Origin of the sequence: Streptomyces sp. NPDC017529 (genome assembly GCF_044329785.1) — a bacterium.
In the GTDB taxonomy this organism is placed as follows: Bacteria; Actinomycetota; Actinomycetes; order Streptomycetales; family Streptomycetaceae; genus Streptomyces.
Window position 1 is genome coordinate 433031 of record NZ_JBIRJY010000005.1, and the last position, 22921, is coordinate 455951.

The 22921-nt window shown below is 70.8% G+C and carries 21 protein-coding genes and 1 pseudogene; 2 read left to right on the plus strand and 20 right to left on the minus strand.

The window, feature by feature from the left end; translation table 11 throughout:
* Positions 1 to 112 precede the first annotated feature (112 nt).
* From ACH4K4_RS15805 to ACH4K4_RS15855, 11 genes are all read right to left on the minus strand, one after another.
* The gene (locus tag ACH4K4_RS15805; RefSeq protein WP_398167721.1) at positions 113 to 2926 is read right to left on the minus strand and encodes a DEAD/DEAH box helicase; all 2814 of its coding nucleotides are present in this window, start codon (positions 2924 to 2926) and stop codon (positions 113 to 115) included.
* A gap of 460 nt (positions 2927 to 3386) precedes the next feature.
* Positions 3387 to 4349 (minus strand): twin-arginine translocase subunit TatC, encoded by a 963-nt coding sequence (gene tatC, locus ACH4K4_RS15810; protein ID WP_398167723.1) that lies wholly within the window; start codon positions 4347 to 4349, stop codon positions 3387 to 3389.
* A gap of 62 nt (positions 4350 to 4411) precedes the next feature.
* Positions 4412 to 4705 carry a Sec-independent protein translocase subunit TatA gene (gene tatA, locus ACH4K4_RS15815; protein WP_360127902.1) on the minus strand — a complete coding sequence of 98 codons (294 nt, stop codon included), beginning with the start codon at positions 4703 to 4705 and terminating at the stop codon, positions 4412 to 4414.
* A gap of 206 nt (positions 4706 to 4911) precedes the next feature.
* Positions 4912 to 5112 (minus strand): hypothetical protein, encoded by a 201-nt coding sequence (locus tag ACH4K4_RS15820; RefSeq protein ID WP_360127905.1) that lies wholly within the window; start codon positions 5110 to 5112, stop codon positions 4912 to 4914.
* A gap of 47 nt (positions 5113 to 5159) precedes the next feature.
* Entirely contained in the window at positions 5160 to 5420 is a 261-nt protein-coding gene (locus tag ACH4K4_RS15825; protein ID WP_398167725.1) for a hypothetical protein, read from the minus strand.
* Between the two features lie 21 nt (positions 5421 to 5441).
* Complete coding sequence (locus ACH4K4_RS15830; protein WP_360127911.1) at positions 5442 to 6392, minus strand: WYL domain-containing protein; 951 nt, start codon at positions 6390 to 6392, stop codon at positions 5442 to 5444.
* Between the two features lie 21 nt (positions 6393 to 6413).
* The gene (locus ACH4K4_RS15835) at positions 6414 to 7403 is read right to left on the minus strand and encodes a helix-turn-helix transcriptional regulator (protein WP_398167726.1); all 990 of its coding nucleotides are present in this window, start codon (positions 7401 to 7403) and stop codon (positions 6414 to 6416) included.
* Positions 7404 to 7587: 184 nt separating this feature from the next.
* Positions 7588 to 7962 (minus strand): FKBP-type peptidyl-prolyl cis-trans isomerase, encoded by a 375-nt coding sequence (locus tag ACH4K4_RS15840; protein ID WP_398167727.1) that lies wholly within the window; start codon positions 7960 to 7962, stop codon positions 7588 to 7590.
* A gap of 57 nt (positions 7963 to 8019) precedes the next feature.
* Complete coding sequence (locus tag ACH4K4_RS15845; RefSeq protein WP_398168025.1) at positions 8020 to 9024, minus strand: FKBP-type peptidyl-prolyl cis-trans isomerase; 1005 nt, start codon at positions 9022 to 9024, stop codon at positions 8020 to 8022.
* A 173-nt stretch (positions 9025 to 9197) separates the two neighbouring features.
* Positions 9198 to 10559 (minus strand): Pup--protein ligase, encoded by a 1362-nt coding sequence (pafA, locus tag ACH4K4_RS15850; RefSeq protein ID WP_398167729.1) that lies wholly within the window; start codon positions 10557 to 10559, stop codon positions 9198 to 9200.
* A 9-nt stretch (positions 10560 to 10568) separates the two neighbouring features.
* Positions 10569 to 11837, minus strand: a complete 1269-nt coding sequence (locus ACH4K4_RS15855; RefSeq protein ID WP_398167731.1) for an MFS transporter — start codon at positions 11835 to 11837, stop codon at positions 10569 to 10571.
* Between the two features lie 122 nt (positions 11838 to 11959).
* Here ACH4K4_RS15855 and ACH4K4_RS15860 point away from each other — a divergent pair, with 122 nt between their 5' ends.
* Positions 11960 to 13006, plus strand: a complete 1047-nt coding sequence (locus ACH4K4_RS15860; protein WP_398167733.1) for a LacI family DNA-binding transcriptional regulator — start codon at positions 11960 to 11962, stop codon at positions 13004 to 13006.
* A gap of 116 nt (positions 13007 to 13122) precedes the next feature.
* Here the strand turns inward: ACH4K4_RS15860 and prcA are convergent, their stop codons facing one another.
* From prcA to arc, 6 genes and pseudogenes are all read right to left on the minus strand, one after another.
* Entirely contained in the window at positions 13123 to 13929 is an 807-nt protein-coding gene (prcA, locus tag ACH4K4_RS15865) for a proteasome subunit alpha (RefSeq protein WP_398167735.1), read from the minus strand.
* 64 nt (positions 13930 to 13993) lie between these two features.
* Positions 13994 to 14839, minus strand: a complete 846-nt coding sequence (gene prcB, locus ACH4K4_RS15870; protein WP_398167736.1) for a proteasome subunit beta — start codon at positions 14837 to 14839, stop codon at positions 13994 to 13996.
* Positions 14791 to 14970, minus strand: a pseudogene (locus ACH4K4_RS15875) (endonuclease domain-containing protein); the annotation flags it as partial. The gene prcB and the pseudogene ACH4K4_RS15875, both read right to left, overlap by 49 nt.
* Before the next feature lie 176 nt (positions 14971 to 15146).
* Entirely contained in the window at positions 15147 to 15365 is a 219-nt protein-coding gene (locus ACH4K4_RS15880; RefSeq protein WP_003981605.1) for a ubiquitin-like protein Pup, read from the minus strand.
* Between the two features lie 179 nt (positions 15366 to 15544).
* Positions 15545 to 17056: a depupylase/deamidase Dop gene (gene dop / locus ACH4K4_RS15885; RefSeq protein WP_398167737.1), complete on the minus strand. Its 1512-nt coding sequence runs from the start codon at positions 17054 to 17056 to the stop codon at positions 15545 to 15547.
* 277 nt (positions 17057 to 17333) lie between these two features.
* Positions 17334 to 19100: a proteasome ATPase gene (gene arc, locus ACH4K4_RS15890; protein ID WP_398167739.1), complete on the minus strand. Its 1767-nt coding sequence runs from the start codon at positions 19098 to 19100 to the stop codon at positions 17334 to 17336.
* 241 nt (positions 19101 to 19341) lie between these two features.
* Between arc and ACH4K4_RS15895 the strand changes: the two genes are divergently transcribed.
* A complete protein-coding gene (locus tag ACH4K4_RS15895; RefSeq protein WP_398167741.1) occupies positions 19342 to 19629 on the plus strand; it encodes a ferredoxin in 288 nt (95 codons plus the stop codon).
* 15 nt (positions 19630 to 19644) lie between these two features.
* Here ACH4K4_RS15895 and ACH4K4_RS15900 read toward each other — a convergent pair whose 3' ends face one another.
* From ACH4K4_RS15900 to ACH4K4_RS15910, 3 genes are all read right to left on the minus strand, one after another.
* Positions 19645 to 20229 (minus strand): hypothetical protein, encoded by a 585-nt coding sequence (locus ACH4K4_RS15900; RefSeq protein WP_398167743.1) that lies wholly within the window; start codon positions 20227 to 20229, stop codon positions 19645 to 19647.
* Between the two features lie 185 nt (positions 20230 to 20414).
* Positions 20415 to 21323, minus strand: coding sequence for a tRNA (adenine-N1)-methyltransferase (locus tag ACH4K4_RS15905; RefSeq protein ID WP_003981600.1), 909 nt, complete (start codon positions 21321 to 21323; stop codon positions 20415 to 20417).
* Positions 21324 to 21504: 181 nt separating this feature from the next.
* Positions 21505 to 22818 (minus strand): site-2 protease family protein, encoded by a 1314-nt coding sequence (locus ACH4K4_RS15910; RefSeq protein WP_398167745.1) that lies wholly within the window; start codon positions 22816 to 22818, stop codon positions 21505 to 21507.
* Positions 22819 to 22921 lie beyond the last annotated feature (103 nt).

Genomic DNA, 22921 nt, shown 5'->3' on the forward strand with positions numbered 1-22921 from the left:
GACCACGGGGGTGGGGCGTGCGGTACGCGGGCCCGGCCCCTGCCCTGGGGCGGACCGCACCGTGAGGGAGGAGTAGTGAGGGCCCCAAACCTCGCCGCTCCTCCCTCCCCCCTCATCCCACGGAGGAGTACGCCACCACGCCCCTGAGCACCGCGTCCACGGCCTTCCGCGCGTTGCGCGCCACGTCCGGCGGAGCCGCCGCCGCGATCTGGCCGAGGATGTCGATCAGCTGCTTGCACCAGCGCACGAAGTCGCCGGCCGGCATCTCCGCCTCCCGCAGCACCTCGTCCAGGCCGAAGCCGGAAGCCCAGCGGTACGCGGCCCACGCGAAGCCGAGATCCGGTTCGCGCTGGCCCACGCCCTCGGCCTGGTTGATCTTGTGGTCCTCCTCCAGGGCGTCCAGCCGGCCCCAGATCCGCACCATCTCGGCGAGCGCGTCCCGCGCCTTGCCGGACGGCAGCTTCGGCGCCACCGCGTCGTCCGCCTGCCGCGCCTCGTAGACCAACGCCGAGGCGCAGGCGGCCAGTTCGGCCGGGCCCAGCCCGTTCCAGACGCCCTCGCGCAGGGATTCGCTCGCGAGGAGGTCCAGCTCGCCGTACAGCCGCGCCAGCCGCCGGCCCTCGTCCGTGACCGTGTCCCCGTGCAGGTAGCCCAGTTCGGCCAGCAGGGCACAGATCCGGTCGAAGGTGCGCGCGATCGTGTTCGTACGGCCCTCGATGCGGCGCTCCAGCTGCCGGGTGTCGCGCAGCAGCCGGTGGTACCGCTCGGCCCACCGCGCGTGGTCCTCGCGCTCGTCGCAGCCGTGGCAGGGGTGCGCGCGCAGCTCCGTACGCAGCCGCGCGATCTCCCGGTCGTCGGCCGCCGCCGACCGCTGCTTGCGGTGCCGCTCCGGCACGAGGTGCCCGGCCTTCGTACGCAGCGCCGACGCCAGGTCGCGGCGCGACTGCGGGCTGCGCGCGTTGAAGGACTTCGGGATGCGCATCCGGTCCAGCGGCGCCACCGGCACCGGGAAGTCGATCGACGCCAACCGCTTGACCTGCCGCTCGGCGGTCAGCACCAGCGGCCGGGGCCCGTCGTGCGCGTCGTAGCCGCGGTGGCCGTTGGTGCGCCCCGACGGCATGCCCGGGTCCAGCACCAGCGCCAGGCCCGCGTACTTGCCCGTCGGCACGTGGATGACGTCGCCCGGCCTGAGCTTCTCCAGCGCCGCCGCGGCCGCGGTCCTGCGCTGCGCCGCGCCCTGCTTGGCCAGCTCCGTCTCACGGTCCTTCAGCTGCCTGCGCAGCCGCGAATACTCCTCGAAGTCGCCGAGGTGGCAGGTCATGGACTCCTTGTAGCCCTCCAGACCCTCCTCGTTCTTCTGCACCTGACGCGAGATGCCGACGACCGACTTGTCCGCCTGGAACTGCGCGAAGGACATCTCCAGCAGCTCGCGCGAACGGTGCCGCCCGAACTGCGAGACCAGGTTGACCGCCATGTTGTACGACGGCTTGAAGGACGAGCGCAGCGGATACGTACGCGTACCGGCCAGGCCCGCCAGCGCGCCCGGGTCCATGCCGCGCTGCCACAGCACCACCGCGTGGCCCTCGACGTCGATACCGCGGCGCCCGGCACGGCCGGTGAGCTGCGTGTACTCGCCGGGGGTGATGTCGGCGTGCTGCTCGCCGTTCCACTTGACCAGCTTTTCCAGCACCACCGAACGCGCGGGCATGTTGATGCCCAGCGCCAGCGTCTCCGTAGCGAAGACGGCCTTGACCAGCCCCTTCAGGAAGAGCTCCTCCACCACCTCCTTGAAGGTCGGCAGCATGCCGGCGTGGTGCGCGGCGATACCCCGCTCCAGCCCCTCCAGCCACTCGTAGTAGCCGAGGACGTGCAGGTCCTCATCGGGAATCCCGGCCGTCCGCTCCTCCACGATGGCGCGGACCTTGGCCCGCCCCTCCTGGTCGTTGAGCCGCAGCCCCGAATACAGGCACTGCTGCACGGCGGATTCGCACCCGGCCCGGCTGAAGATGAACGTGATCGCCGGCAGCAGGCCCTCGTTGTCCAGCCGGTCGATCACCTCGGCACGGCCCGGCGTCCAGATACGGCTGCGCTGGCGCCGCTCGCGCTCGCGGTCCGCCTCGCGCTGGTTGCGGCCCCGGCGCTTGTCCCGGCCGAACGTCGGGCGGCTGTTCTCCATCCGCGCGAGCCGCTCCAGGTCCGGGTTGACCTCGCGGCGCCCGGCGCCGGACCGGCCCTCGCGTTCCTCGAAGAGGTCGTACATCCGGCGGCCTGCGAGCACGTGCTGCCACAGCGGCACCGGGCGGTGCTCGGAGACGATCACTTCCGTGTCACCGCGCACCGTGTCCAGCCAGGCGCCGAACTCCTCCGCGTTCGAAACCGTCGCGGACAGGGACACCAGCGTCACGGACTCGGGGAGGTGAATGATCACCTCTTCCCAGACGGCCCCCCGGAAGCGGTCGGACAGGTAATGCACCTCGTCCATCACCACATACCCGAGCCCGGACAGCGACTGCGAACCCGCGTACAGCATGTTCCGCAGGACCTCGGTGGTCATCACGACCACCGGCGCCTCGGAGTTGACACTGTTGTCACCGGTCAGCAGGCCGACCCGGTCCGCGCCGTAGCGCCGCACCAGGTCCTGGTACTTCTGATTCGACAGCGCCTTGATCGGCGTGGTGTAAAAGCATTTACGGCCCTGCTCCAGGGCCAGGTGGACGGCGAACTCGCCCACGATCGTCTTGCCGGATCCGGTCGGGGCCGCGACCAGCACTCCCTTCCCGGCCTCCAGGGCCTGGCACGCCTCGATCTGGAACGGGTCCAGCGCGAAGTCGTACATCTCACGGAAAGGGGCGAGTGCGGTGGCCTGCTCCGCCGCCCGCAGCTTGGCGGCGGCGTAGCGCTCAGCAGGGGACATGTCCTCGGTCATCGTGCTTACGAGCCTACCGGCCACCTCTGACAACGAGCCGATCATTATGGCCGCCCTTTACCGACCCTCCCCCAAGCCCCCGCTCCCCCACCCACCCGCCGACACCCGCAGCCCCCCGAACCTCCCGACAACCACCGACCGGCGCGGGCACGCGCCACGGGCGGCGTGCGGGGGCGGGGTGGGGGGGGCGGCGCGCACGGGCAGCGCGCACGGGCGGCGTGCGGGGGGGCGGCGTGTGGGGGGGGCGGCGTGCACGGGCGGCGTGCGGGGCGCGGGTTCGCACCCGCCACCCCTGGGTAACCCCCGGCCGGGGGGACGAGCACGTTCGATTCGCCCCGGAGAAGCGCGGGGCGACGCTGGAACACGGGGCGACGCAAGGTCAGGGGCGACGCAGGAACGCGGGGCGGCCCGGCGGCCGGGGGTCGGTGGTTCGGCTCACACCTCGCCCCGGCCCTGCCGGTCACGTCGCGTCGTCGTACCCGTTGCGGCGCGGCGGCCCATCGCCGCCGGCCTGCTCCGGCAGCATCCGGTGGCCGGTGACCGGTTCCACCTCGCCGATGTCGTCAGGTGTCAGGTCCAGCTCGGAGGCCTCGTCGTCGGCGAGCCCCGCGGCCAGCCTGCGCTGCCTGCGGGAGTCGTTCATCGTGGCGATCGCGACGGCCGTGAAGTACAGGAGGCAGATGGGCGCGGCGAGGGCGATCATCGTCAGCGGGTCGGTGCTCGGGGTGGCGATGGCCGAGAACACGGTGATGCCCATCACCATGCCGCGCCACCAGCCACGCATCCGGGCCGCGGACAGGACGCCGGCGAAGTTGAGCATGACCAGCACCAGCGGCAGCTCGAAGGAGAGCCCGAAGACCACGAACATCCGGGTGACCAGGTCGAGCAGCTTGTCCAGCGGCAGCAGGTTGTCCACGCCGACCGGCGTGAATTCCAGCAGCACCTTGGCGGTGGTCGGCAGCACCGAGTAGGCGAAGTACGCGCCGACGACGAAGAGCGGGAAGCCGGTGCCCACGAAGCTCAGGGAGTACTTCTTCTCGTGGCGGTGCAGGCCCGGCGCGAGGAAGGCCCACAACTGGTACAGCCAGACCGGGCTGGCCAGGATCACGCCACCCATCAGGGAGACCTTCAGGGCCAGCGCGAACGGCCCGAGGAGGTCCAGCATGACGATGCGGGCACAGGTGCCCTTCTGCTGCTTGGCCAGGTCGGTGAACAGCGCATCACAGCCGACGGCCTGCAGGACCGGCTTGGTGATGAAGTTGATGATCTCGCCGTAGAAGAACGCACAGACGATCGTGGCGATCAGGATGGCCAGGACCGATTTGGCGAGCCGGTTGCGCAGCTCGCGCAGGTGCTCCACGAGCGGCATGCGCCCCTCGGGATCCTTCTCTTTGCGGCTCTTCGGGAGGGCGGACTTGAGCACCCCACGTCCTCATCTCGTGCGAGAGGCAGTGGCCGTCACCCCTGCCCCGTCCGGGCCCTCGGTCAGCGCTTGGTGGTGTCGGACGGCTGGGCGACCGGCCGTCCGCTGTTCACGTCGCCGGGGGCGGCCTGGATGGTGCGCGGGGCCTCCTGCTGGCCGTTCGGGTTCGGCGGGTCGGACGGCGCCGACTGCGAGTCCGTCCCCTCCGACTTCATCGCCTTGGCCTCGCTCTTGAGGATGCGCGCGGACTTGCCGAGCGAACGAGCCATGTCGGGGAGCTTCTTCGCGCCGAACAGCAGCAGGACGACGACGAGGATGAGGAGGATCTCGGGAACACCGATCTTTCCACCGAACATAACTGGGTACCTTCTCACCGAGGCGGCTGGGGTTGGGGCTGCTCGACAGATCGGACATATGTCCGTCCGCCGTGCCAGCAGCGATCGTAACGCGCGGCGGCAAACGCTGGACAATCTCCGCGCGTACTCCCGGTTGCGGGCCGGTGCCTCGCTCTTCGGCCCGCTTCAGCAGCGTACCGGTCGCGCGTACGACTGAGCAGAGCGCGTCATCCCTTTACTCTTCCGCCCCGCGCGGCCAGCGGTGTGGCCGCGCGTTCCAGGTCCTCGGCGGCCCGCTGGATGCGCTGCGAGGTCTCTCCGACCTGGCGGGCCAGCCGCCGTACCTCGACGAAGACGCGGACGGCGAGGACGCCGAGCACGGCGAGGCCGAGGAAGCCGAGAGCGATAGCGATCATGGGCCAGAGCATGGGGCGAGCCTATCGGGATGGGCGGGGCGGGTGTGTCTCGGAGCACGTCAGCCGCAGTGCAGCCGCAGCGTGCGCACCCCGCCCCCGGTGAGCAGTTCGACGATCCGTTCGCCGGCCGGTTTGCGGACCGCGCTGCCGCAGTCCGGACAGGTGAAGGAGTAGAAGGTCGTACGGCTGCTGGCGCCGATGGCCAGGCGCAACGCGTCCGACGCCAGCTCGAAGCGGCCGCGGCAGGCCGGGCAGGCCGCCTTGAAGAGCACCGGTCCTGCCAGGGTCGTGGTCATCGCGCCCGCCGTGGTCGTCGTCATCGTGCCGCCGCCCTCCGCGTCCTATTCGCCGTACGCCGCGAGCGCCTGCCGGGACGCCTGGCGCGCGCTGTCCGCGAGGGCCTGCGGCGAGACGATGCGGCCGTCGCGGCCCAGGCGCAGCGCGAGCCGCCGCAGCGAGGCGGGGTCGGGTGTGCGCAGCGTGATGCGCAGGCCGCCGTCCGGCAGCTCGTCGGCGCTGTCGTGCGGGTAGTACTCGGCCACCCAGCGGCCGCCGGGGCCGACCTCGATGACGACCTCGGGGTCCTCGGCCGCCGGCTGGACCAGCCCTTCGGACAGGTCGCGCAGTTCGACGGGCGGCGGGTCGGAGGGGGCGTCGAGCAGCTTGATCTCGGCGACCCGGTCGAGCCGGAAGGTGCGGCGTGCCTCCGAGAGCCGGCACCACGCCTCTACGTAGGTGTGGCCCACCGCGAACAGCCGGATGGGGTCCACCTCGCGCTCGGTCAGCTCGTCGCGCGCGGGCGAGTAGTAGCGCAGCCACAGCCGGCGCCGCTCGGCGATCGCCCGGTCCACGTCGGCGAAGACCCCGCCCTCGGACTCGAAGGTGACCGACACCCGGGAGCTGGCCCCGGCCGCCTCGCCCGCCGCGGCCTCCAGCTTGGCGGTGGCGCGCAGCAGCGCCTGCCGGTCGCCCTCGCGCAGGCCGGGGAGGGTGGCCACCGCGCGGGCGGCCACCAGCAGGGCGGTGGCCTCGTCGGCGGCGAGGCGGAGCGGTTCGGCGACGTCGTCGGGGTTGTGCCACCAGATGCGGTCGCCGTCGGTGTCGATGTCGAGCAGGTCGCCGCCGCGGAAGCTGGTACCGCACATGGGCAGTACGTCGAGGTCGGCGATCAGCTCGTCCTCGGTGATGCCGAAGGCGCGGGCGACGTCGGAGACGCGGGCGCCGGGGCGTTCGCGCAGGTAGGTCACCAGCGACAGCATGCGCCGGGTCTGGTCGATCGCGTTCGTAGCCATGGAGTGTGCGTCCCGTCTCTCTCAGCCCTTGGCCACGGCGCGCAGCCGGTCCACGACGTCGGCCCGCAGTTCGGCGGGTTCCAGCACCACCACGTCGGGGCCGAACTCCACCAGCCAGGCGTCGAGTCCGTGCCCGTACGGGATCTCCAGTTCGTCCCAGCCGCCGCCGAGCTCGCGGATGTTCAGCGCGCGGGCGCGCAGCGGGTAACCGTGGTCGGCGCGCAGTCTGATGCGGGCGGTGCCGGTGGCGGTCTCGCCGGCCCAGCTCTCCACGGTCTCGCGGACCGTGACGTGGTCGGGCACCTCGGCGGTGAACTTCCCCTGCCGGGAGCGGACCTTGCCGGTGATGCGGGAGAGCCGGAAGACGCGCTCGGCCTGCCGCTCGCGGTCCCAGCCGGCCAGGTACCAGTGGCCGCGCCAGCACTCCAGTATCCACGGCTCCACCTGCCGCTGCTCGGGGCGCGCGGCGTTGGACTTGCGGTAGTCGAAGACGACGGGGCGCCGGTCGCGGCAGGCGAGCATCAGCGGTTCGAAGGCTGCCTCGTGGGCGGGGATGCGGGGTTCCAGCGCGCTGTGCGGCTGCTGCGCCTCGAACGCGTCGTCGTCCTGGAGGGGCATGCCGGCGGCGCGCAGCTTCTGGAGCGCGCCGCTGGCCGCGCCGGCCAGCCGGGCCTGCTGCCAGATCTTGGCGGCGAGTCCCAGGGCGGCGGCCTCGGCCGCGTCCAGGGTGATCGGGGGGAGCCGGTTGCTGTCCCGGCGCGCGAGGTAGCCGGTCTCCCCGTCCAGTGCCTCGACGGTCTCGATGACCAGGCCCAGCTCGCGCAGATCGTCCTTGTCGCGCTCGAACATCCGGTTGAAGGAGTCGTCGCTGCCGCTTCCGGCGTCCCCGCCTCCGAAGGTCTCCATGTACGCCTCGATGGAGGCCCGCAGTTCGCGTTTGGTCAGCGGGCGACGGGTACCCAGAAGGCACAGCGCCAGGTTCATCAGCCGCTCGGCCTTGGCAATGGCCATCGACGCCCTTTCTTGTCGGACTCCCGACCGATGACCGTACCGCTCCGGGGACCTGCGGCAAAAGCCGAGGGGCCGGACGACGGGCAGCGGCGGCCCGGTCGGCGAAAGCCGAGGGCCCGTGCCGGGTGGCACGGGCCCTCGGTGGGCCGGCCGCCGCGGTGCGGTGGGCCGGCCGCCGTCGGTCTCAGACGGAGATCAGGTCACAGACGAAGATCAGCGTCTCGCCGGGGGCGATGCGGCCGCCGCCGGCGCCGCGGTCGCCGTAGGCCAGGTGCGGCGGGATGGTCAGCCGGCGGCGGCCGCCGACCTTCATGCCCTGTACGCCCTTGTCCCAGCCGGGAATGACCTGGCCGGCACCGAGTTGGAACTCCAGCGGGTTGCCGCGGTTCCAGCTCGCGTCGAACTCCTCGCCGGAGCTGAAGGAGACCCCGACATAGTGGACCTTGACGTAGTCCCCGGCCTTGGCGACCGGCCCGTCACCCTCCCACAGGTCCACGATCTCCAGATCGGTGGGGGCTTCGCCCTCGGGAAAGTCGATTTCGGGCTTGTCGATGCTCACGAAAGTGCTCCTACGAACGAATCTGTACTGCTACGACCACAGTCTGGCAGATGTAGTTCACACCGTGCCGACGATGTCCACGGAGAACACGAGAGTGCTCTTGCCCAGCTCGTGCTGCGGGTTCGCGCCGTAGCCCAGCTTCGGCGGGATCACGATCTCCACCCGGTCGCCGACGTTCTTGCCGACCAGCGCCTGGTCCCAGCCCTTGACGACGGCACCGGTGCCGATCTGGAAGGCGGTCGCCCCGCCGTGGTCCCAGGAGGAGTCGAACTTCTTGCCGTCCTCCCACTTCACGCCCGTGTACTGCGCGATCAGCCCGTCGCCGGCCTTCACCTTCGGGCCCTTGCCCTTGATCAGGACCTGCTCCTTGAGGTCGGCGGGCGCCTCCTCCCCCTTGGGGATGGTGATCGTCGCGGCCTTGTCGCCCTCCGCCTTCACCTCGGGCATGCCCTCCTCAGGCGCCGCCTGCTCGCCCTCGGACTTGCCCTTCTTGTCCGCCTTGCCCGCGCCGGCCACGTCCACGACCCACACCAGGCCGTCCTCCGGCTTGATGCCGGACTGCGGGTTCAGGTTCTCGCCGATCAGCGCCTTCGCGGTGCCCTCGACCTCGAACCGGCTGCCGACCTTCTGGCCCGCCACCGCCTCCAGCACCTTCTGCGGCAGCTGCTGCTGGGTCTGCTGGTCGCTCACCTCGCTGACCAGCTGCATCCGCGGCGCCTTCGCATCCGCGCCGGGCTGCTTGGTCCACGTGCTGCCGAGGTTCTGGCCGCTCTTCATGGTCTGCGCCGCGAAGTCCAGGCGTACGTAGTCGCCCTTCTTCACCGTCGCGCCCTTGCCCTCGATCAGCGTCTTGGTGACGGCCTCGTCGGGCGCCTTGGCGTCCTTCGGCACGGTGATCTTGGGCTGTTCCCCGGGTTTCCCCTCCACCTTGGCGACCGCGGAGGCGGAGGCGGAAGCCGACGAGCCCTTGCCGTCATCGGACCCGCAGGCGGCGGTGAACAGCAGGAGGGGCACGGTCAGCGCCGCGGCGGCAGCGCGGCTGGTGTTCTTCGTGAGGTTCATGAAGTCCAACTCGGGGTCGTGGGGCGGGTGGGCAATGCCCGCCACTCTACGACCTGAACCTGGGTGCATTTCCATAAGCAACACAACGGTGGAATAGAGCAATGTGCCGGGAGCGCCCCGCGCTCCCGGCACCTCCACGGCCGGCCGTCACCGTATCCGGTGACGGCCCGGACTCACATACCGGCGATCAGCTTCTCCACCCGGTCGTCCACCGACCGGAACGGGTCCTTGCACAGCACCGTGCGCTGCGCCTGGTCGTTGAGCTTCAGGTGCACCCAGTCCACCGTGAAATCGCGGCGCTGCTCCTGCGCGCGGCGGATGAAGTCGCCGCGCAGCCGCGCCCGGGTGGTCTGCGGCGGCACCGACTTGCCCTCGAAGATCTTCAAGTCGTTGCAGATACGAGCCGCCTGGCCCTTCCGCTCCAGGAGGTAGTAAAGGCCCCGGCGGCGGTGGATGTCGTGATACGCGAGGTCTATCTGCGCCACCCGCGGATGCGACATGCTGATGTTGTTCTTCGCGCGGTACCGCTCGATGAGCTTGTACTTCATGACCCAGTCGATCTCGGTGTCGATACGGTCGAGATCCTGTTCACGGACGGCTTCGAGCGTACGGCCCCACAACTCCAGGACCTGCTCGACCATGCCCGTACGGATACCGCGCCGTTCGCAGAAGTCCACCGCCTTTTCGTAGTACTCCTGCTGGACCTCCAGCGCGGACGCCTCCCGGCCGCTGGCGAGCCGCACCTTTCGCTGGCCCGTTATGTCGTGGCTGACCTCACGAATGGCGCGGATCGGGTTTTCCAGCGTCAGGTCGCGCATGACGGTGCCGGCCTCGATCATGCGCAGCACGAGGTCCGTGGCGCCGACCTTCAACAGCATCGTCGTCTCGGACATGTTGGAGTCGCCGACGATGACGTGCAGCCGGCGGTAGCGCTCCGCGTCGGCGTGCGGCTCGTCGCGGGTGTTGATGATCGGGCGGGACCGGGTCGTCGCCGAGGAGACGCCCTCCCAGATGTGCTCGGCGCGCTGGCTCACGCAGTAGACGGCCCCGCGCGGCGTCTGCAGGACCTTGCCCGCGCCGCACAGCAGCTGGCGGGTGACCAGGAACGGAATGAGAATGTCCGCGAGCCGGGAGAACTCCCCGTGCCGGGCCACGAGATAGTTTTCGTGGCAACCATAGGAGTTTCCGGCGGAATCGGTGTTGTTCTTGAAGAGATAGACGTCGCCCGCGATTCCCTCCTCGTGCAGGCGGCGCTCGGCGTCGACCAGCAGACCTTCGAGAATGCGCTCGCCGGCCTTGTCGTGGGTGACCAGCTCGGTCACGTTGTCGCACTCGGGGGTTGCGTATTCCGGGTGCGATCCCACGTCCAGGTACAAGCGGGCGCCGTTCCGCAGGAAGACATTGCTGCTGCGGCCCCATGACACGACACGGCGGAAGAGGTACCGCGCCACTTCGTCAGGAGACAGTCGGCGCTGTCCCCTGAACGTGCACGTGACGCCGTACTCGTTCTCCAGCCCGAAAATGCGGCGGTCCATGACTGAACATTACGCCTGATGCCCTGCTCTGAAACCGGGTTGGGCCGCCCCGTTCCGATCATTTTCCGCCGTGACCCGCACAGCCCGGCTCGCGGCGACCCCGCCACCAGGGGAAAGAAAGCGCTTTGTCGACAGAAGGACGACCAGTGCGGCCACGCCGCCCGCGCCGGCCACCGCGAACCCGGCGGCCGGGCCGCCCCGCTGCACCGCGGGCCCCACCACCGTCATCCCCACCGCCGACCCGACCCCGATCGTGGTCACCAGCCACGAGAACGCCTCGGTGACCGTGCCGCGCGGCGCGTGCCGGTCCACCACCACGAACGCACACGCCAGCGCGGGCGCCAGGGAGACACCGGACAGCCCCGCCAGCAGCGTCATCCCCACCACTCCCGGCGTCACCGCCAAGGGCACGTACCCCACCGCCAGCAGGGCCACCAGCAGCCGCAGCCGGTTCTCCGGATGGCCGGGCCACTGCCGTGCGCCGTACACCACACCGCCCAGCAGCGCGCCGACGCCGAGGGCGGACAGCAGGTAGCTGGAGACCATGCCGCCGCCGTGCGCGTCGGCATACGCCACCGCCGCCACCGCGATCGACCCCAGCGCCGCGCCCACGAAGAAGAACGACGCCACGAGCACCACGATCCCGGAGGACCGCAAGGCCCCCAGCCAGTGCGCCTCCCGTGGCGCGCTGCGCCACTGCCGCGACGGCGCCGAGACGGCCACCGAGAGCGCGCCCAGCACCCCGAACACGTTGACCACCAGCAGCGCCGACCGTTCCGACCAGGCCGCCACACACGTGGTCACCAGCAACGGGCCCACCGCGAACAGCACTTCCTGCGCCACCGCGTCCAGCGCGTACGCGGCGTGCACCCGGTCCTCGCGCTTGAGCACCCCGGGCCACAGCGCGCGCAGCCCGCCCTCCAGCGGCGGCGTGAAGAACCCGGCGACCACCATGGCCGCGTACACCACGGGCAGCGGATCGAGTCCCACGGCCGCCGGCAAGGTCATGCCCAGGGCGGAGATCACGGCGGCGGGCAGGATCACGCGCGGCTGCCCGTACACGTCCACCGCCCGCCCCAGCAGCGGCTGCCCGATGGCGTTGCTCAGCCCGTACACGGCGGACAGCGCCCCGGCGAGCACGTAGCTGCCGCCCTCCGCGCGGGTGAAGAGCACGATGGCCAGCGGCCCCGTCGCGTTCGGCAGCCTGCCGATCAGTGTCCCGACCAGCAGCCGCGCCGCGTGCCGCGTCCTGAGCAGCTCCGCGTACCCAGCGGCCATGCCCGCCCCCTCCTGCCCGGCTCGGCCGGGAGTGTTACGTATAACGTGCGGGCGTCATACGTACCATGGGACCGGTCCGCGGGTCCACACCGCGACGTACCGACGCGAGGAGCCAGACCCCGGTGACCCCCCAAGAGGACCCGACAGCAGCACGCCGGGGCACGGCCGCCGGCGCCCGCGTGACCAGCCGGGACGTGGCCCGCGCCGCCGGCGTCTCGCAGGCCGCCGTCTCCCTGGTCCTCGGCGACAAGTGGCACGGCCGCGTCTCGCGGCCCAAGGCCGAATCCGTCCGCGCCGCCGCCCGCGACCTCGGCTACCGGCCCAACCTGGCCGCCCGCAGCCTCCGGCTGGGCCGCACCCGTACCGCGCTGCTCGTCGTCCCCGCCCTGACCACCGAGTTCTTCGCGCGCGTCTACACCGGCGCGGCGCGGGTCGCCGCCGAGAACGGCTTCGGCGTCGTGCTGTACCCCTCCCCCGAAGGCGTCGGCCCGGCCCGCGACCCCTTCGACTCGGCGCGCGCCTCACTCGACGGCGTGATCGCCTCCTCGATGGCCTCCGACGCCCTGGCCGCCATGCGCGGCGAGGGGCTGCCGCTGGTCCTGCTCGACAGCGACCCGGACGACTCCGGGGCCACCGCGACCGTCAACCTGGACCTCTCCGGCGGCGTCCGCCGGCTGACCACGCACCTGCTCGCGCTGGGTCACCGCCGGATCGCCCACCTCGCCGCCGACATCGACGCCTGGACCTTCCGCGTACGGGCCCAGGCGCTCGCGGAGGCGTTGCGCGGCGTCCCGGACGCCCTCGTACGGACCGAACCGGCCGCCCTCAGTGTCGAGGCGGGCCTGCGCGCCGCGCACGCCGCCCTGACCCGGCCCGGCCCCCGGCCGACCGCCCTCCTGTGCGACGACGACCTCCTGGCGGCGGGGGCCTGCAAAGCCGCGCGCCGGCTGGGCCTGCGGGTACCGGAGGACGTCTCCGTCACGGGCGTCGACGACCTGGCGCTGGCCACCGCCCTGGAACCGGAACTGACCACCCTGCGGCTGCCCGCCGAGGACGTGGGGGCCGCCGGCATGCGGGCCCTGATGACGGCGCTGGACGGCGGTACGCCCGCGCCCGCGACCCTGCCGGCCGAACTGGTCGTCCGCGGCTCCACCGCGCCGCCCCGGTGACCGCAGCACAACGCGGCGCGCCCCGGCGGGTGCCGACCCGCCGGGGCGCGTGGGTGCCCCTCTGCCGCGTCGTACGGTTGCCGGCCACCGGCACGCCGCACGACGCCTCGTAAGCGCTACTTCCCGGTGTCCGGGCCGCCTTCGGAGCCCGAGGCGCCTTCGGAGTCCGACGGTTCGTCGCCGGCCCCTTCCCGGTCCTCCCCCGCCGCGGACACCGCGGCGCCGTTCTCCTCCAGCAGCCGGGAGAGCTGACGGCCCAGGATCCGCTTGAACTTCCGCTGCTGCGGCCGCGTACGGTCCAGGGTCGCGACCTCCAACTGCTCGGCGGTCAGCGTGCGTTCGCCGCCGTTGTTGTCGCGCGAGAGCGACTCGACGGCCAGCTTCAGCGCCTCGCCCAGCGTCATGCCGTCACGGTGCCGCTGGTCGAGGTAGCTGCTGATCTGATCGGCGCTGCCGCCCACCGCGACCGAACCGTGCTCGTCCACGATCGAGCCGTCGTGCGGCAGCCGGTAGATCTGGTCGTCCTCGGGGGCGTTGCCCACCTCCGCGACGATCAGCTCCACCTCGTAGGGCTTCTCGGCGGCACTGGAGAAGATCGTGCCGAGGGTCTGCGCATAGACGTTGGCGAGGCCCCGCGCGGTCACGTCCGCGCGGTCGTAGGTATATCCGCGCAGGTCGGCGTAGCGCACGCCGCCGATGCGCAGGTTCTCGAACTCGTTGTACTTGCCGACCGCGGCGAAGGCGATGCGGTCATAGATCTCGCTGACCTTGTGCAGGGCGCGGGAAGGATTCTCGGCGACGAAGACCACGCCGTCGGTGTACTGCAGCACCACGACGCTGCGGCCGCGCGCGATGCCTTTGCGTGCGTACTCCGCGCGGTCGGCCATGGCCTGCTGGGGTGAGACATAGAACGGCGTCGACACCGGCTATCCGTCCCTTTCTGTCAATGACTCTCTCAGTGGCGCGTGCATGGCGGACTTCCGTCCCTCAGAGCAGCGCGGCACGCGGGCCGTCGGGCTCGTCGAGCCGCCGCTCGTGGACGGCCCGGGCGATCTGGGACACCTCGGCCTCGGTGAACCGCTTGAAGCCGTCCTCGGTGATCACGGTGACGATCGGGTAGATGCGGCGCGCCAGGTCGGGGCCGCCGGTCGCCGAGTCGTCGTCCGCGGCGTCGTACAGCGCCTGGACGACGGCGGTGGCGGCCTGGTTCTCCGTGAAGTCGTCGCGGTAGAGCTTCTTGAGGGCGCCGCGCGCGAAGACCGAGCCGGAACCCGTCGACGCGAAGCCGTGCTCCTCCGAGCGCCCGCCGGTCACGTCGTACGAGAAGATGCGGCCCTTCTCGCGGTCCACGTCCCAGCCGGCGAACAGGGGCACCACGGCCAGGCCCTGCATGGCCATCCCCAGGTTGCTGCGGATCATCGTCGAGAGGCGGTTGGCCTTGCCCTCCAGGGAGAGTTGGGCGCCCTCGACCTTCTCGAAGTGCTCCAGTTCCAGCTGGAAGAGCCTGACCATCTCGACCGCGAGACCGGCGGTGCCGGCGATGCCGACGGCCGAGTACTCGTCGGCGGGGAAGACCTTCTCGATGTCGCGCTGCGCGATGACGTTGCCCATCGTCGCGCGGCGGTCGCCGGCGAGCACCACGCCGCCGGGGAACGAGGCCGCCACGATCGTCGTGCCGTGCGGCGCCTCGACGGCCCCCTGGACGGGCAGCGGCGGCCGCTTGCCCGGCAGAAGTTCCGGCGAGTGCTCCCCGAGGAAGTCCATGAACGACGAGGAGCCGGGCGTCAGGAAGGCCGCCGGCAGACGCCCGGTGCTACGAGTGTTGGCTTCCACACGTTTCCTTCCGGATATTCGGCCGCCCGCCCCAAGACGTCCGGCCGATCCTTGAATTGGCCCAGCGCTGCGTTGCTGCTGAAGCACCGTACGCCCCGGACCTTACCCGTCTTGTGGTCGTGATCCACATGCGGCCGTGCGCCGGGCACCCCGGGGGCACCGGCGGTGCGCGGCTCCGCGCTCCGCCACGCACCGCCGGCACCTCGGCCGGAGGTCGGCCCGCCGGTTCCGCCCGGCAGCGGATGCGGCCGCGGGCAGCCCGTGCCCGTACGCGCCGCACCCCTTGCCGGCCGAAGCGGCGGATCGGCTACTGGCCGCCCTTTTGCACGAAACTCCGGACGAAGTCCTCGGCGTTCTCTTCGAGCACGTCGTCGATCTCGTCGAGGACGGAGTCGACGTCGTCCGAGAGCTTCTCCTGCCGCTCCTTGAGATCGTCGGCAGCCTGTGCGTCCTGCGACTGCTCCTCGACCTCCTCGGTGGAACGCGTCGCCTTCTGCTGTCCGCCGCCGGTGTCCTTGGTCGCCATATCCCTCACCCCGCTCGGTTCGCCCCGCTCGATGTGACTTGTCAAGATCAGACCCTACAAGCAAGGTCTGACATCGGCCCTGTTCTTCGTTGTCTTGGTGCAACGTCCGGGAGACACCCCGATGATTCCCGTTCGGGGGACCTTTCAGCCCCTCGCCGGGTGCCCGATCGGGGTCCGGATCACCCTCCGGAAAGGACCCTGACCAGGTCCTCGGCCGTACGGCACCGGTCGAGGAGCTCCTTGACGTGGTTACGGGTGCCGCGCAGCGGCTCCAGTGTCGGAACCCGTTGCAGAGAGTCACGGCCCGGCAGATCGAAGATCACCGAGTCCCAGGAGGCCGCGGCCACGTCGTCCGCGTACTGCTCCAGGCAGCGGCCGCGGAAGTACGCCCTGGTGTCCTCCGGGGGCGCCTGCACCGCCCGGTCGACCTCGGCGTCGGTCAGCAGCCGTTTCATCTTGCCGCGGGCCGCGAGGCGGTTGTAGAGGCCCTTGTCGGCCCGTACGTCGGCGTACTGCAGGTCGACCAGGTGCAGCCGCGCCGCGTCCCAGCCGACGCCGTCGCGGCGCCGGTAGCCCTCCATGAGCTCCCGCTTCGCCACCCAGTCCAGCTCGCCGGACAGGCTCATCGGGTCGTGTTCCAGGCGCCCGAGCACGTCCTCCCAGCGGGCCAGGACGTCCTTGGTCTGCTCGTCGGCGTCCGCGCCGAGGCGGTCCTCCACGTACTTGCGCGCCAGCTCGAAGTACTCCATCTGCAGCTGGATAGCGGTCAGTGTCCGGCCGCTGCGCAGCGTGACCAGGTGCCGCAGCGAGGGGTCGTGGGAGACCTGGTGGAGGGTGCGTACGGGCTGGTCGACGGCGAGGTCCACGGCGATGAAGCCGTCCTCGATCATGGACAGGACCAGCGAGGTGGTGCCCAGCTTGAGGTACGTCGAGATCTCGGAGAGGTTCGCGTCCCCGATGATCACGTGCAGCCGGCGGTACTTCTCGGCGTCGGAGTGCGGCTCGTCGCGGGTGTTGATGATGGGGCGCTTGAGAGTGGTCTCCAGGCCGACCTCGACCTCGAAGTAGTCGGCGCGCTGGCTGAGCTGGAAGCCGTGCTCGTGGCCGTCCTGGCCGATGCCGACGCGGCCGGCGCCCGCGAAGACCTGGCGGGAGACGAAGAAGGGCGTCAGATGGCGCACGATGTCCGAGAAGGGGGTCTCCCGCTTCATCAGGTAGTTCTCGTGCGTGCCGTAGGAGGCGCCCTTGTTGTCGGTGTTGTTCTTGTAGAGGTGGATGGGCTGGGCGCCGGGGACCTGGGCCGCGCGCTCGGCGGCCTCGGCCATGATGCGCTCGCCGGCCTTGTCCCAGAGCACCGCGTCGCGCGGGTTGGTGACCTCGGGCGAGCTGTACTCCGGATGCGCGTGGTCCACGTACAGACGTGCCCCGTTGGTGAGGATCACATTGGCCAGCCCGATGTCCTCGTCGGTCAGCTGGCTGGCGTCGGCGTTCTCGCGGGCGAGGTCGAAACCTCGGGCGTCCCGCAGCGGGTTCTCCTCCTCGAAGTCCCAGCGGGCGCGTCGCGCCCGGTGCATCGCCGCCGCGTAGGCGTTGACGACCTGGGACGAGGTGAGCATGGCATTGGCGTTCGGGTGGCCGGGGACGGAGATCCCGTACTCCGTCTCGATTCCCATTACTCGCCGTACGGTCATGCGGCCCTCCTTGCCCGGCGGCGCCCCCGGATGGGGTCGGCGCTCAAGTACCGCTGCGCTTCCGGTCCGTGTGCGGTCCCCGCTCCCGCAGTGCGTGAAGCGGCGGTACCGAAGAGCCTAGAACGCCTTTGCGGCGCTGGGGAGATCATTACAGTCATTGCTCCAGTCCGGTTTTTACCTGCTCCGTCGCCGCGTTCCGGAGGATCACCCCCGTGGCCCCGGAAATGCGTCCGGCTGCGGACGCCCCGTGCAGGACATCCGCAGCCGGTCGGCGGTGTTACAGGTATTGGCCGGTATTCGCCACCGTGTCGATGGAGCGGCCGGTGTCCGCGCCCTGCTTGCCGGTGACCAGGGTGCGGATGTAAACGATCCGCTCGCCCTTCTTGCCGGAGATGCGGGCCCAGTCGTCCGGGTTGGTGGTGTTGGGCAGGTCCTCGTTCTCCTTGAACTCGTCCACGCACGCCTGGAGCAGGTGGGCGACGCGCAGACCCTTCTGGTTGTGTTCGAGGAATGCCTTGATGGCCATCTTCTTGGCGCGTCCGACGATGTTTTCGATCATTGCGCCGGAGTTGAAGTCCTTGAAATAGAGAACTTCCTTGTCGCCATTGGCGTAGGTGACCTCCAGGAAGCGGTTCTCCTCGGACTCCGCGTACATCTGCTCGACGACCGACTGGATCATCGCACTGACCGCCGCCGAGCGGACTCCGCCGTGCTCGCCGAGGTCGTCGGCGTGCAGCGGCAGGCGCTCGGTGAGGTACTTCGAGAAGATGTCCTTGGCGGCCTCGGCGTCCGGACGCTCGATCTTGATCTTGACGTCGAGCCGGCCGGGACGCAGGATCGCCGGGTCGATCATGTCCTCGCGGTTGGAGGCGCCGATCACGATGACGTTCTCCAGGCCCTCCACACCGTCGATCTCGGAGAGCAGCTGCGGGACGATGGTGTTCTCCACGTCCGAGCTGACCCCGGATCCGCGGGTGCGGAAGAGGGAGTCCATCTCGTCGAAGAAGACGATGACGGGTGTGCCCTCGCTCGCCTTCTCCCTGGCCCGCTGGAAGACGAGGCGGATGTGCCGCTCCGTCTCGCCGACGTACTTGTTCAGCAGCTCGGGGCCCTTGATGTTGAGGAAGAAGCTCTTCCCCGCGGGCTGCCCGGTCACCTCGGCGACCTTCTTGGCGAGCGAGTTCGCCACGGCCTTGGCGATGAGCGTCTTGCCGCAGCCGGGCGGTCCGTAGAGCAAGACGCCCTTGGGCGGGCGCAGTTCGTGCTCCTTGAACAGGTCGGGGTAGAGGTACGGGAGCTCGACCGCGTCGCGGATCAGTTCGATCTGGCCGCCCAGACCGCCGATCTTCGTGTAGTCGATGTCCGGGACCTCTTCGAGGACGAGCTCTTCGACCTCGCTCTTCGGGATGACCTCGTAGACGTAGCCGGAGCGCGGTTCCAGGAGCAGGGCGTCGCCGGGGCGGATGGTGATGTCCAGCAGCGGCTCGGCGAGCCTCACCACCCGCTCCTCGTCGGTGTGCCCGATGACCAGGGCCCGCTCGCCGTCCTCAAGGATCTCCTTGAGGGTGACGATGTCCCCGGCGTTCTCGTACTCCATGGCCTCGACCACGTTGAGAGCCTCGTTGAGCATGACCTCCTGGCCACGCCGCAGCTCTTCGAGGTCGACGCTGGGGCTGACGTTCACCCGGAGTTTGCGGCCTCCGGTGAAGATGTCGGCCGTGCCGTCCTCGTTCGCCTGCAGGAAGACTCCGAAGCCGGCCGGCGGCTGTGCGAGCCGGTCGACTTCCTCCTTGAGGGCGACGATCTGGTCGCGCGCCTCACGGAGCGTGTTGGCGAGTCGTTCGTTCTGTGCCGAAACGCCGGCCAGGTTGGTCTGCAGCTCGACGATCCGCTCTTCGAGAATCCTCGTGTGACGCGGAGAGTCGGCGAGCTTGCGTCGCAGGACGGCGATCTCCTGCTCGAGATAGGCAACCTGGCCGGCAGGGTCGTCAGACCCCCGCCCCGGCCGGATGCCGCGGTTGATGTCGTCGTCGTGGGCTGCCACGGTCCTCACCTCCTCCAAGGGGAGCTGGACGCTTCCTGACCCTACCTGGGCCGGTGCAGGTTGAAACCCCTAGATCGAAAAGACTGTCGGGGTGTGTCCGATCTTCACCCTTGCGCACGTCCTCACCTCAGGGGGATACCCACCCAACAACATCAGAAAGCGGACGGTTGTATCGTCGAGACGGTCAACACCCGTCAGGGTGGGCCCCATTTGATTCACGTACGCAGGAACGGCAGGCGAGATGACGGCGCAGGACGAAGCACTGGAGGTCTGGATCGACCAGGACCTCTGCACCGGCGACGGCATCTGTGCGCAGTACGCGCCGGAGGTCTTCGAACTCGACATCGACGGTCTGGCTTATGTGAAAAGCGCCGACGACGAGCTGCTGCAGGACAAGGGGGCCACCACCCCCGTACCCCTGCCGCTGCTCAATGACGTACGGGACTCCGCGAAGGAGTGCCCGGGTGACTGCATCCACGTGCGCCGCGTCTCGGACCAGGTGGAGGTTTTCGGCCCGGACGCAGAGTAGACGGAGTGTGACGGATCACACACCCTCGGTGCCGGATGAGGCGGGAAGTTCGCTCTGGACGAACTTCCCGCCTTTCCATTGCCACTTGACCTGCTCGCGCTCATCCGGGCAGCAGCGCGGCACATCGGTCGTGGAGTAGCCCAGCAGGGTCGCGGCGACCACCCCGCCGCGTACGGCGAAGCCCTCGACGCTGCGCTGCCGTGCGGGCGCGAGGAGGGTCGCGGCGACCCGCGGGGCACCCTGGCCCGCCTTGGGGCGGGCCAGGACGTACACGCCGCTGGGAGGCGTACCCGTCTCGGTGTGGCAGCGCACCACGGCGACCGTCTCGGGGCCGCCGTCGCCGTCGAGGTCGCCGGTGGCGCTGTCGACCACGTCGAGGCGGTTCGGGCCGCAGTCCACCGGGTAGGCGGCGGCACGCGCGTCGGGGGCCGGTGCGGCGGCGGCGCGGGCGTTCGCGGCGCCTGCGGTGGTGGCCGTGGCGTCGGGCGGCTGGACGAGGGACGCGGTCGCGGCGACCGCCGCCAGGGCGGCGGCGGTGGCGAGCCAGTGCAAGGCGCGGGCGCGGGTGTGCGGGAGATCCTGGCCTGCCGTGAGCTGCACGCGGGGTGACTCCTGTGAAGAACTGTGGCGGTGGGAGTGCCCAGCATCGTTCCACAGGGCAGGCCCGTCAGGGAACACCCGGGCAGGGGCTCTCCCAGCCGAACGAAGCGGCGCCGCCGGCGGTTCCCGCGCGGGGGAACTCGTCGGCGGCGCCGGGTGGTTCGGGTCGTCGTACGGGCGGCGGATCAGCCGCGCTCCGCGCCTCCGCTGGAGCTGCCGGGACCGCTGTAGTCCTCGCCGTACGCGCCCTTGGCCGGGCGGCGCCGGCGCAGCGGCGGCTCCACGCCGTCCGCGAGGCGGCGGGCGGTGAGCAGGAAGCCGGTGTGGCCGATCATGCGATGGTCCGGGCGGACGGCCAGGCCCTCGACGTGCCACGTACGGACCATGGTCTCCCAGGCCGACGGCTCGTTGAAGGTGCCGTGCTCGCGGATGGCCTCGACGGTGCGGGCCAGCTGCGTGGTCGTGGCGACGTAAGCGCACAGGATGCCGCCCGGCACGAGCGCCTTGGAGACGGCCTCCAGGCACTCCCAGGGGGCGAGCATGTCCAGGATGACCCGGTCGACGTCGGTGTCGGAGAGGTTGTCCTGGAGGTCGCCGACGGTCAGCGTCCACGCGGGGTGCGGGCCGCCGAAGTAGCGCTCCACGTTCTGCGTGGCGATCTCGGCGAAGTCGGCGCGCCGCTCGTAGGAGTGCAGCATGCCCTGGTCGCCGATGGCGCGCAGCAGGAAGCTGCTGAGCGAGCCGGATCCCACCCCCGCCTCGACGACGCGGGCGCCGGGGAAGATGTCGGCCATCGCCAGGATCTGCCCCGCGTCCTTGGGGTAGACCACGGCGGCGCCGCGGGGCATGGACAGGACGTAGTCGGGGAGCAGCGGGCGCAGCGCGAGGTAGGCGACGTTCCCGGTGGTACGGACAACACTGCCCTCGGGAGCACCGATCAGCTCGTCGTGGGGGAAGGCTCCCTTGTGGGTGTGGAAGCTCTTGCCCTCTTCGAGCGTGAACGTGTAGTGGCGTCCCTTGGGATCGGTGAGCTGGACCTGGTCCCCGACCTTGAAGGGCCCGCGACGGCGGGCGGCACCGGTCGGTTCGGACATGTGACCAGCCTACCGGGCGCGGGGGGCGCTCCGTACCAGGGAGGGGCGGGGGCGGGGTGGGGAAGGCGGGGCGGGTGGGGCGAGACGAGGCGGGGCAGGGGCCGCAGCCCTACGGGGCGAATCGAACGCGATCATCCCCCCGGTGGGGGCTTACCCAGGGGTGGCCGGAGGAACCCCCGCCTCAGGAAGGTCGTGCCATCGCTGCCACGAAGGCGCGCTCGACGTCGGCCGTGGACAGGACGCCGTAGATCTCGCCGGTCTCCTCGACCACGAGGTATTCGGTGGCGGGCGTGGCGCGCAGGTAGTCCAGGAGGTCCTCGCCGGCCAGTTCGGCGGAGACCCGCATGCCGTCCTTCAGGTCCTGGGCGAGGCCGCTGACGGCGACCCAGGGGCGGCGGTGCTCGGGGACGCCGACGATGGCGGTCTCGCGGACGACGGCGGTGGGCCGGCCCACGCGGTCCACCACGACCAGGGCGCGGGCGCCGGCGTCGTTGGCGCGGCGCAGGGCCTCGGACAGCGGGGTGTCGGCCTCCACGGGCACGGCGCGCCGGGTGAGGGTGCGGGCCTGGAGGTCGGGGAGGCGTTCGCGCAGCCGGGCCATGCGCAGGCTGTTGCCCGCCCCGGTCCAGATGATCGCGGCGAGGATCGCGGCGAGCAGGGCGTCGGTGATCGAGTCGGCGCCGCCGAGGTCGGTGGGCGCGTTGCCCAGGGCGCCGGTGTGGGTGAGCAGCGGCAGGCCGATCAGGACGGCCATGGCGAGCCCGCGGCCGACCCAGGCGGCGGCGACGGTGCCGGTCATCGGCTTGCCGGTGATTTTCCACACGACGGCGCGGAGCATCCGGCCGCCGTCCAGCGGGAGGCCGGGGAGCAGGTTGAAGACGGCGACGATCAGGTTGGAGATCATCAGTCCGGCGAGCAGGACGCCGGGTACGGTGCCGGGTTCGACGAGCTTCATGCCGCCGTAGAAGACGCCCGCCAGGACGAGGGAGAGCAGCGGGCCGACGAAGGCGAGGACGAATTCGCGGCCGGGGGTCTCGGACTCCTTCTCGATCTCGGAGACGCCGCCGAAAAACTGGAGCTGGATGCGGCGGACGGGGAGTTCGTAGCGCAGCGCGGCGATCGTGTGCGCGAGCTCGTGGACGAGCACCGAGGCGTAGAAGGCGACGGCGAAGAAGAGCGAGACGAGGTAGCGGGCGGCGCCCAGCTCCGGCAGGATCCGTTCGAGCTGGCCGCCGAAGACCCAGGTGATCAGGGCGGCGACGACGAACCAGCTGGGGGCCACGTAGACCGGTACGCCGAAGGGGCGGCCCATGAGGATGCCGCCGCCGGTGCGCCGTCCCCGGCGGGTGTTCCCGGACGGCTGCTGCTTCGGGGGGCGCTGCCCGGCCGCGCGTGTGCGCCCGGTGTCGCTGGCCGGGTCGGACGGTCCGGGCGGGTTGGGCGGTTGGGGGTGCGCGGACTCCTCTGGGTCCTGCGGCTTCCCACTCTCGTCCACGGTGTCCCCTCGTCGATTGCGGCCTTCGCTCCTGTCCGTACGGATCCTGTCCGGCGGCTTGTCGATCATGCAGGGCGAAGGGGTCTGGCGTCGATGGTATGCG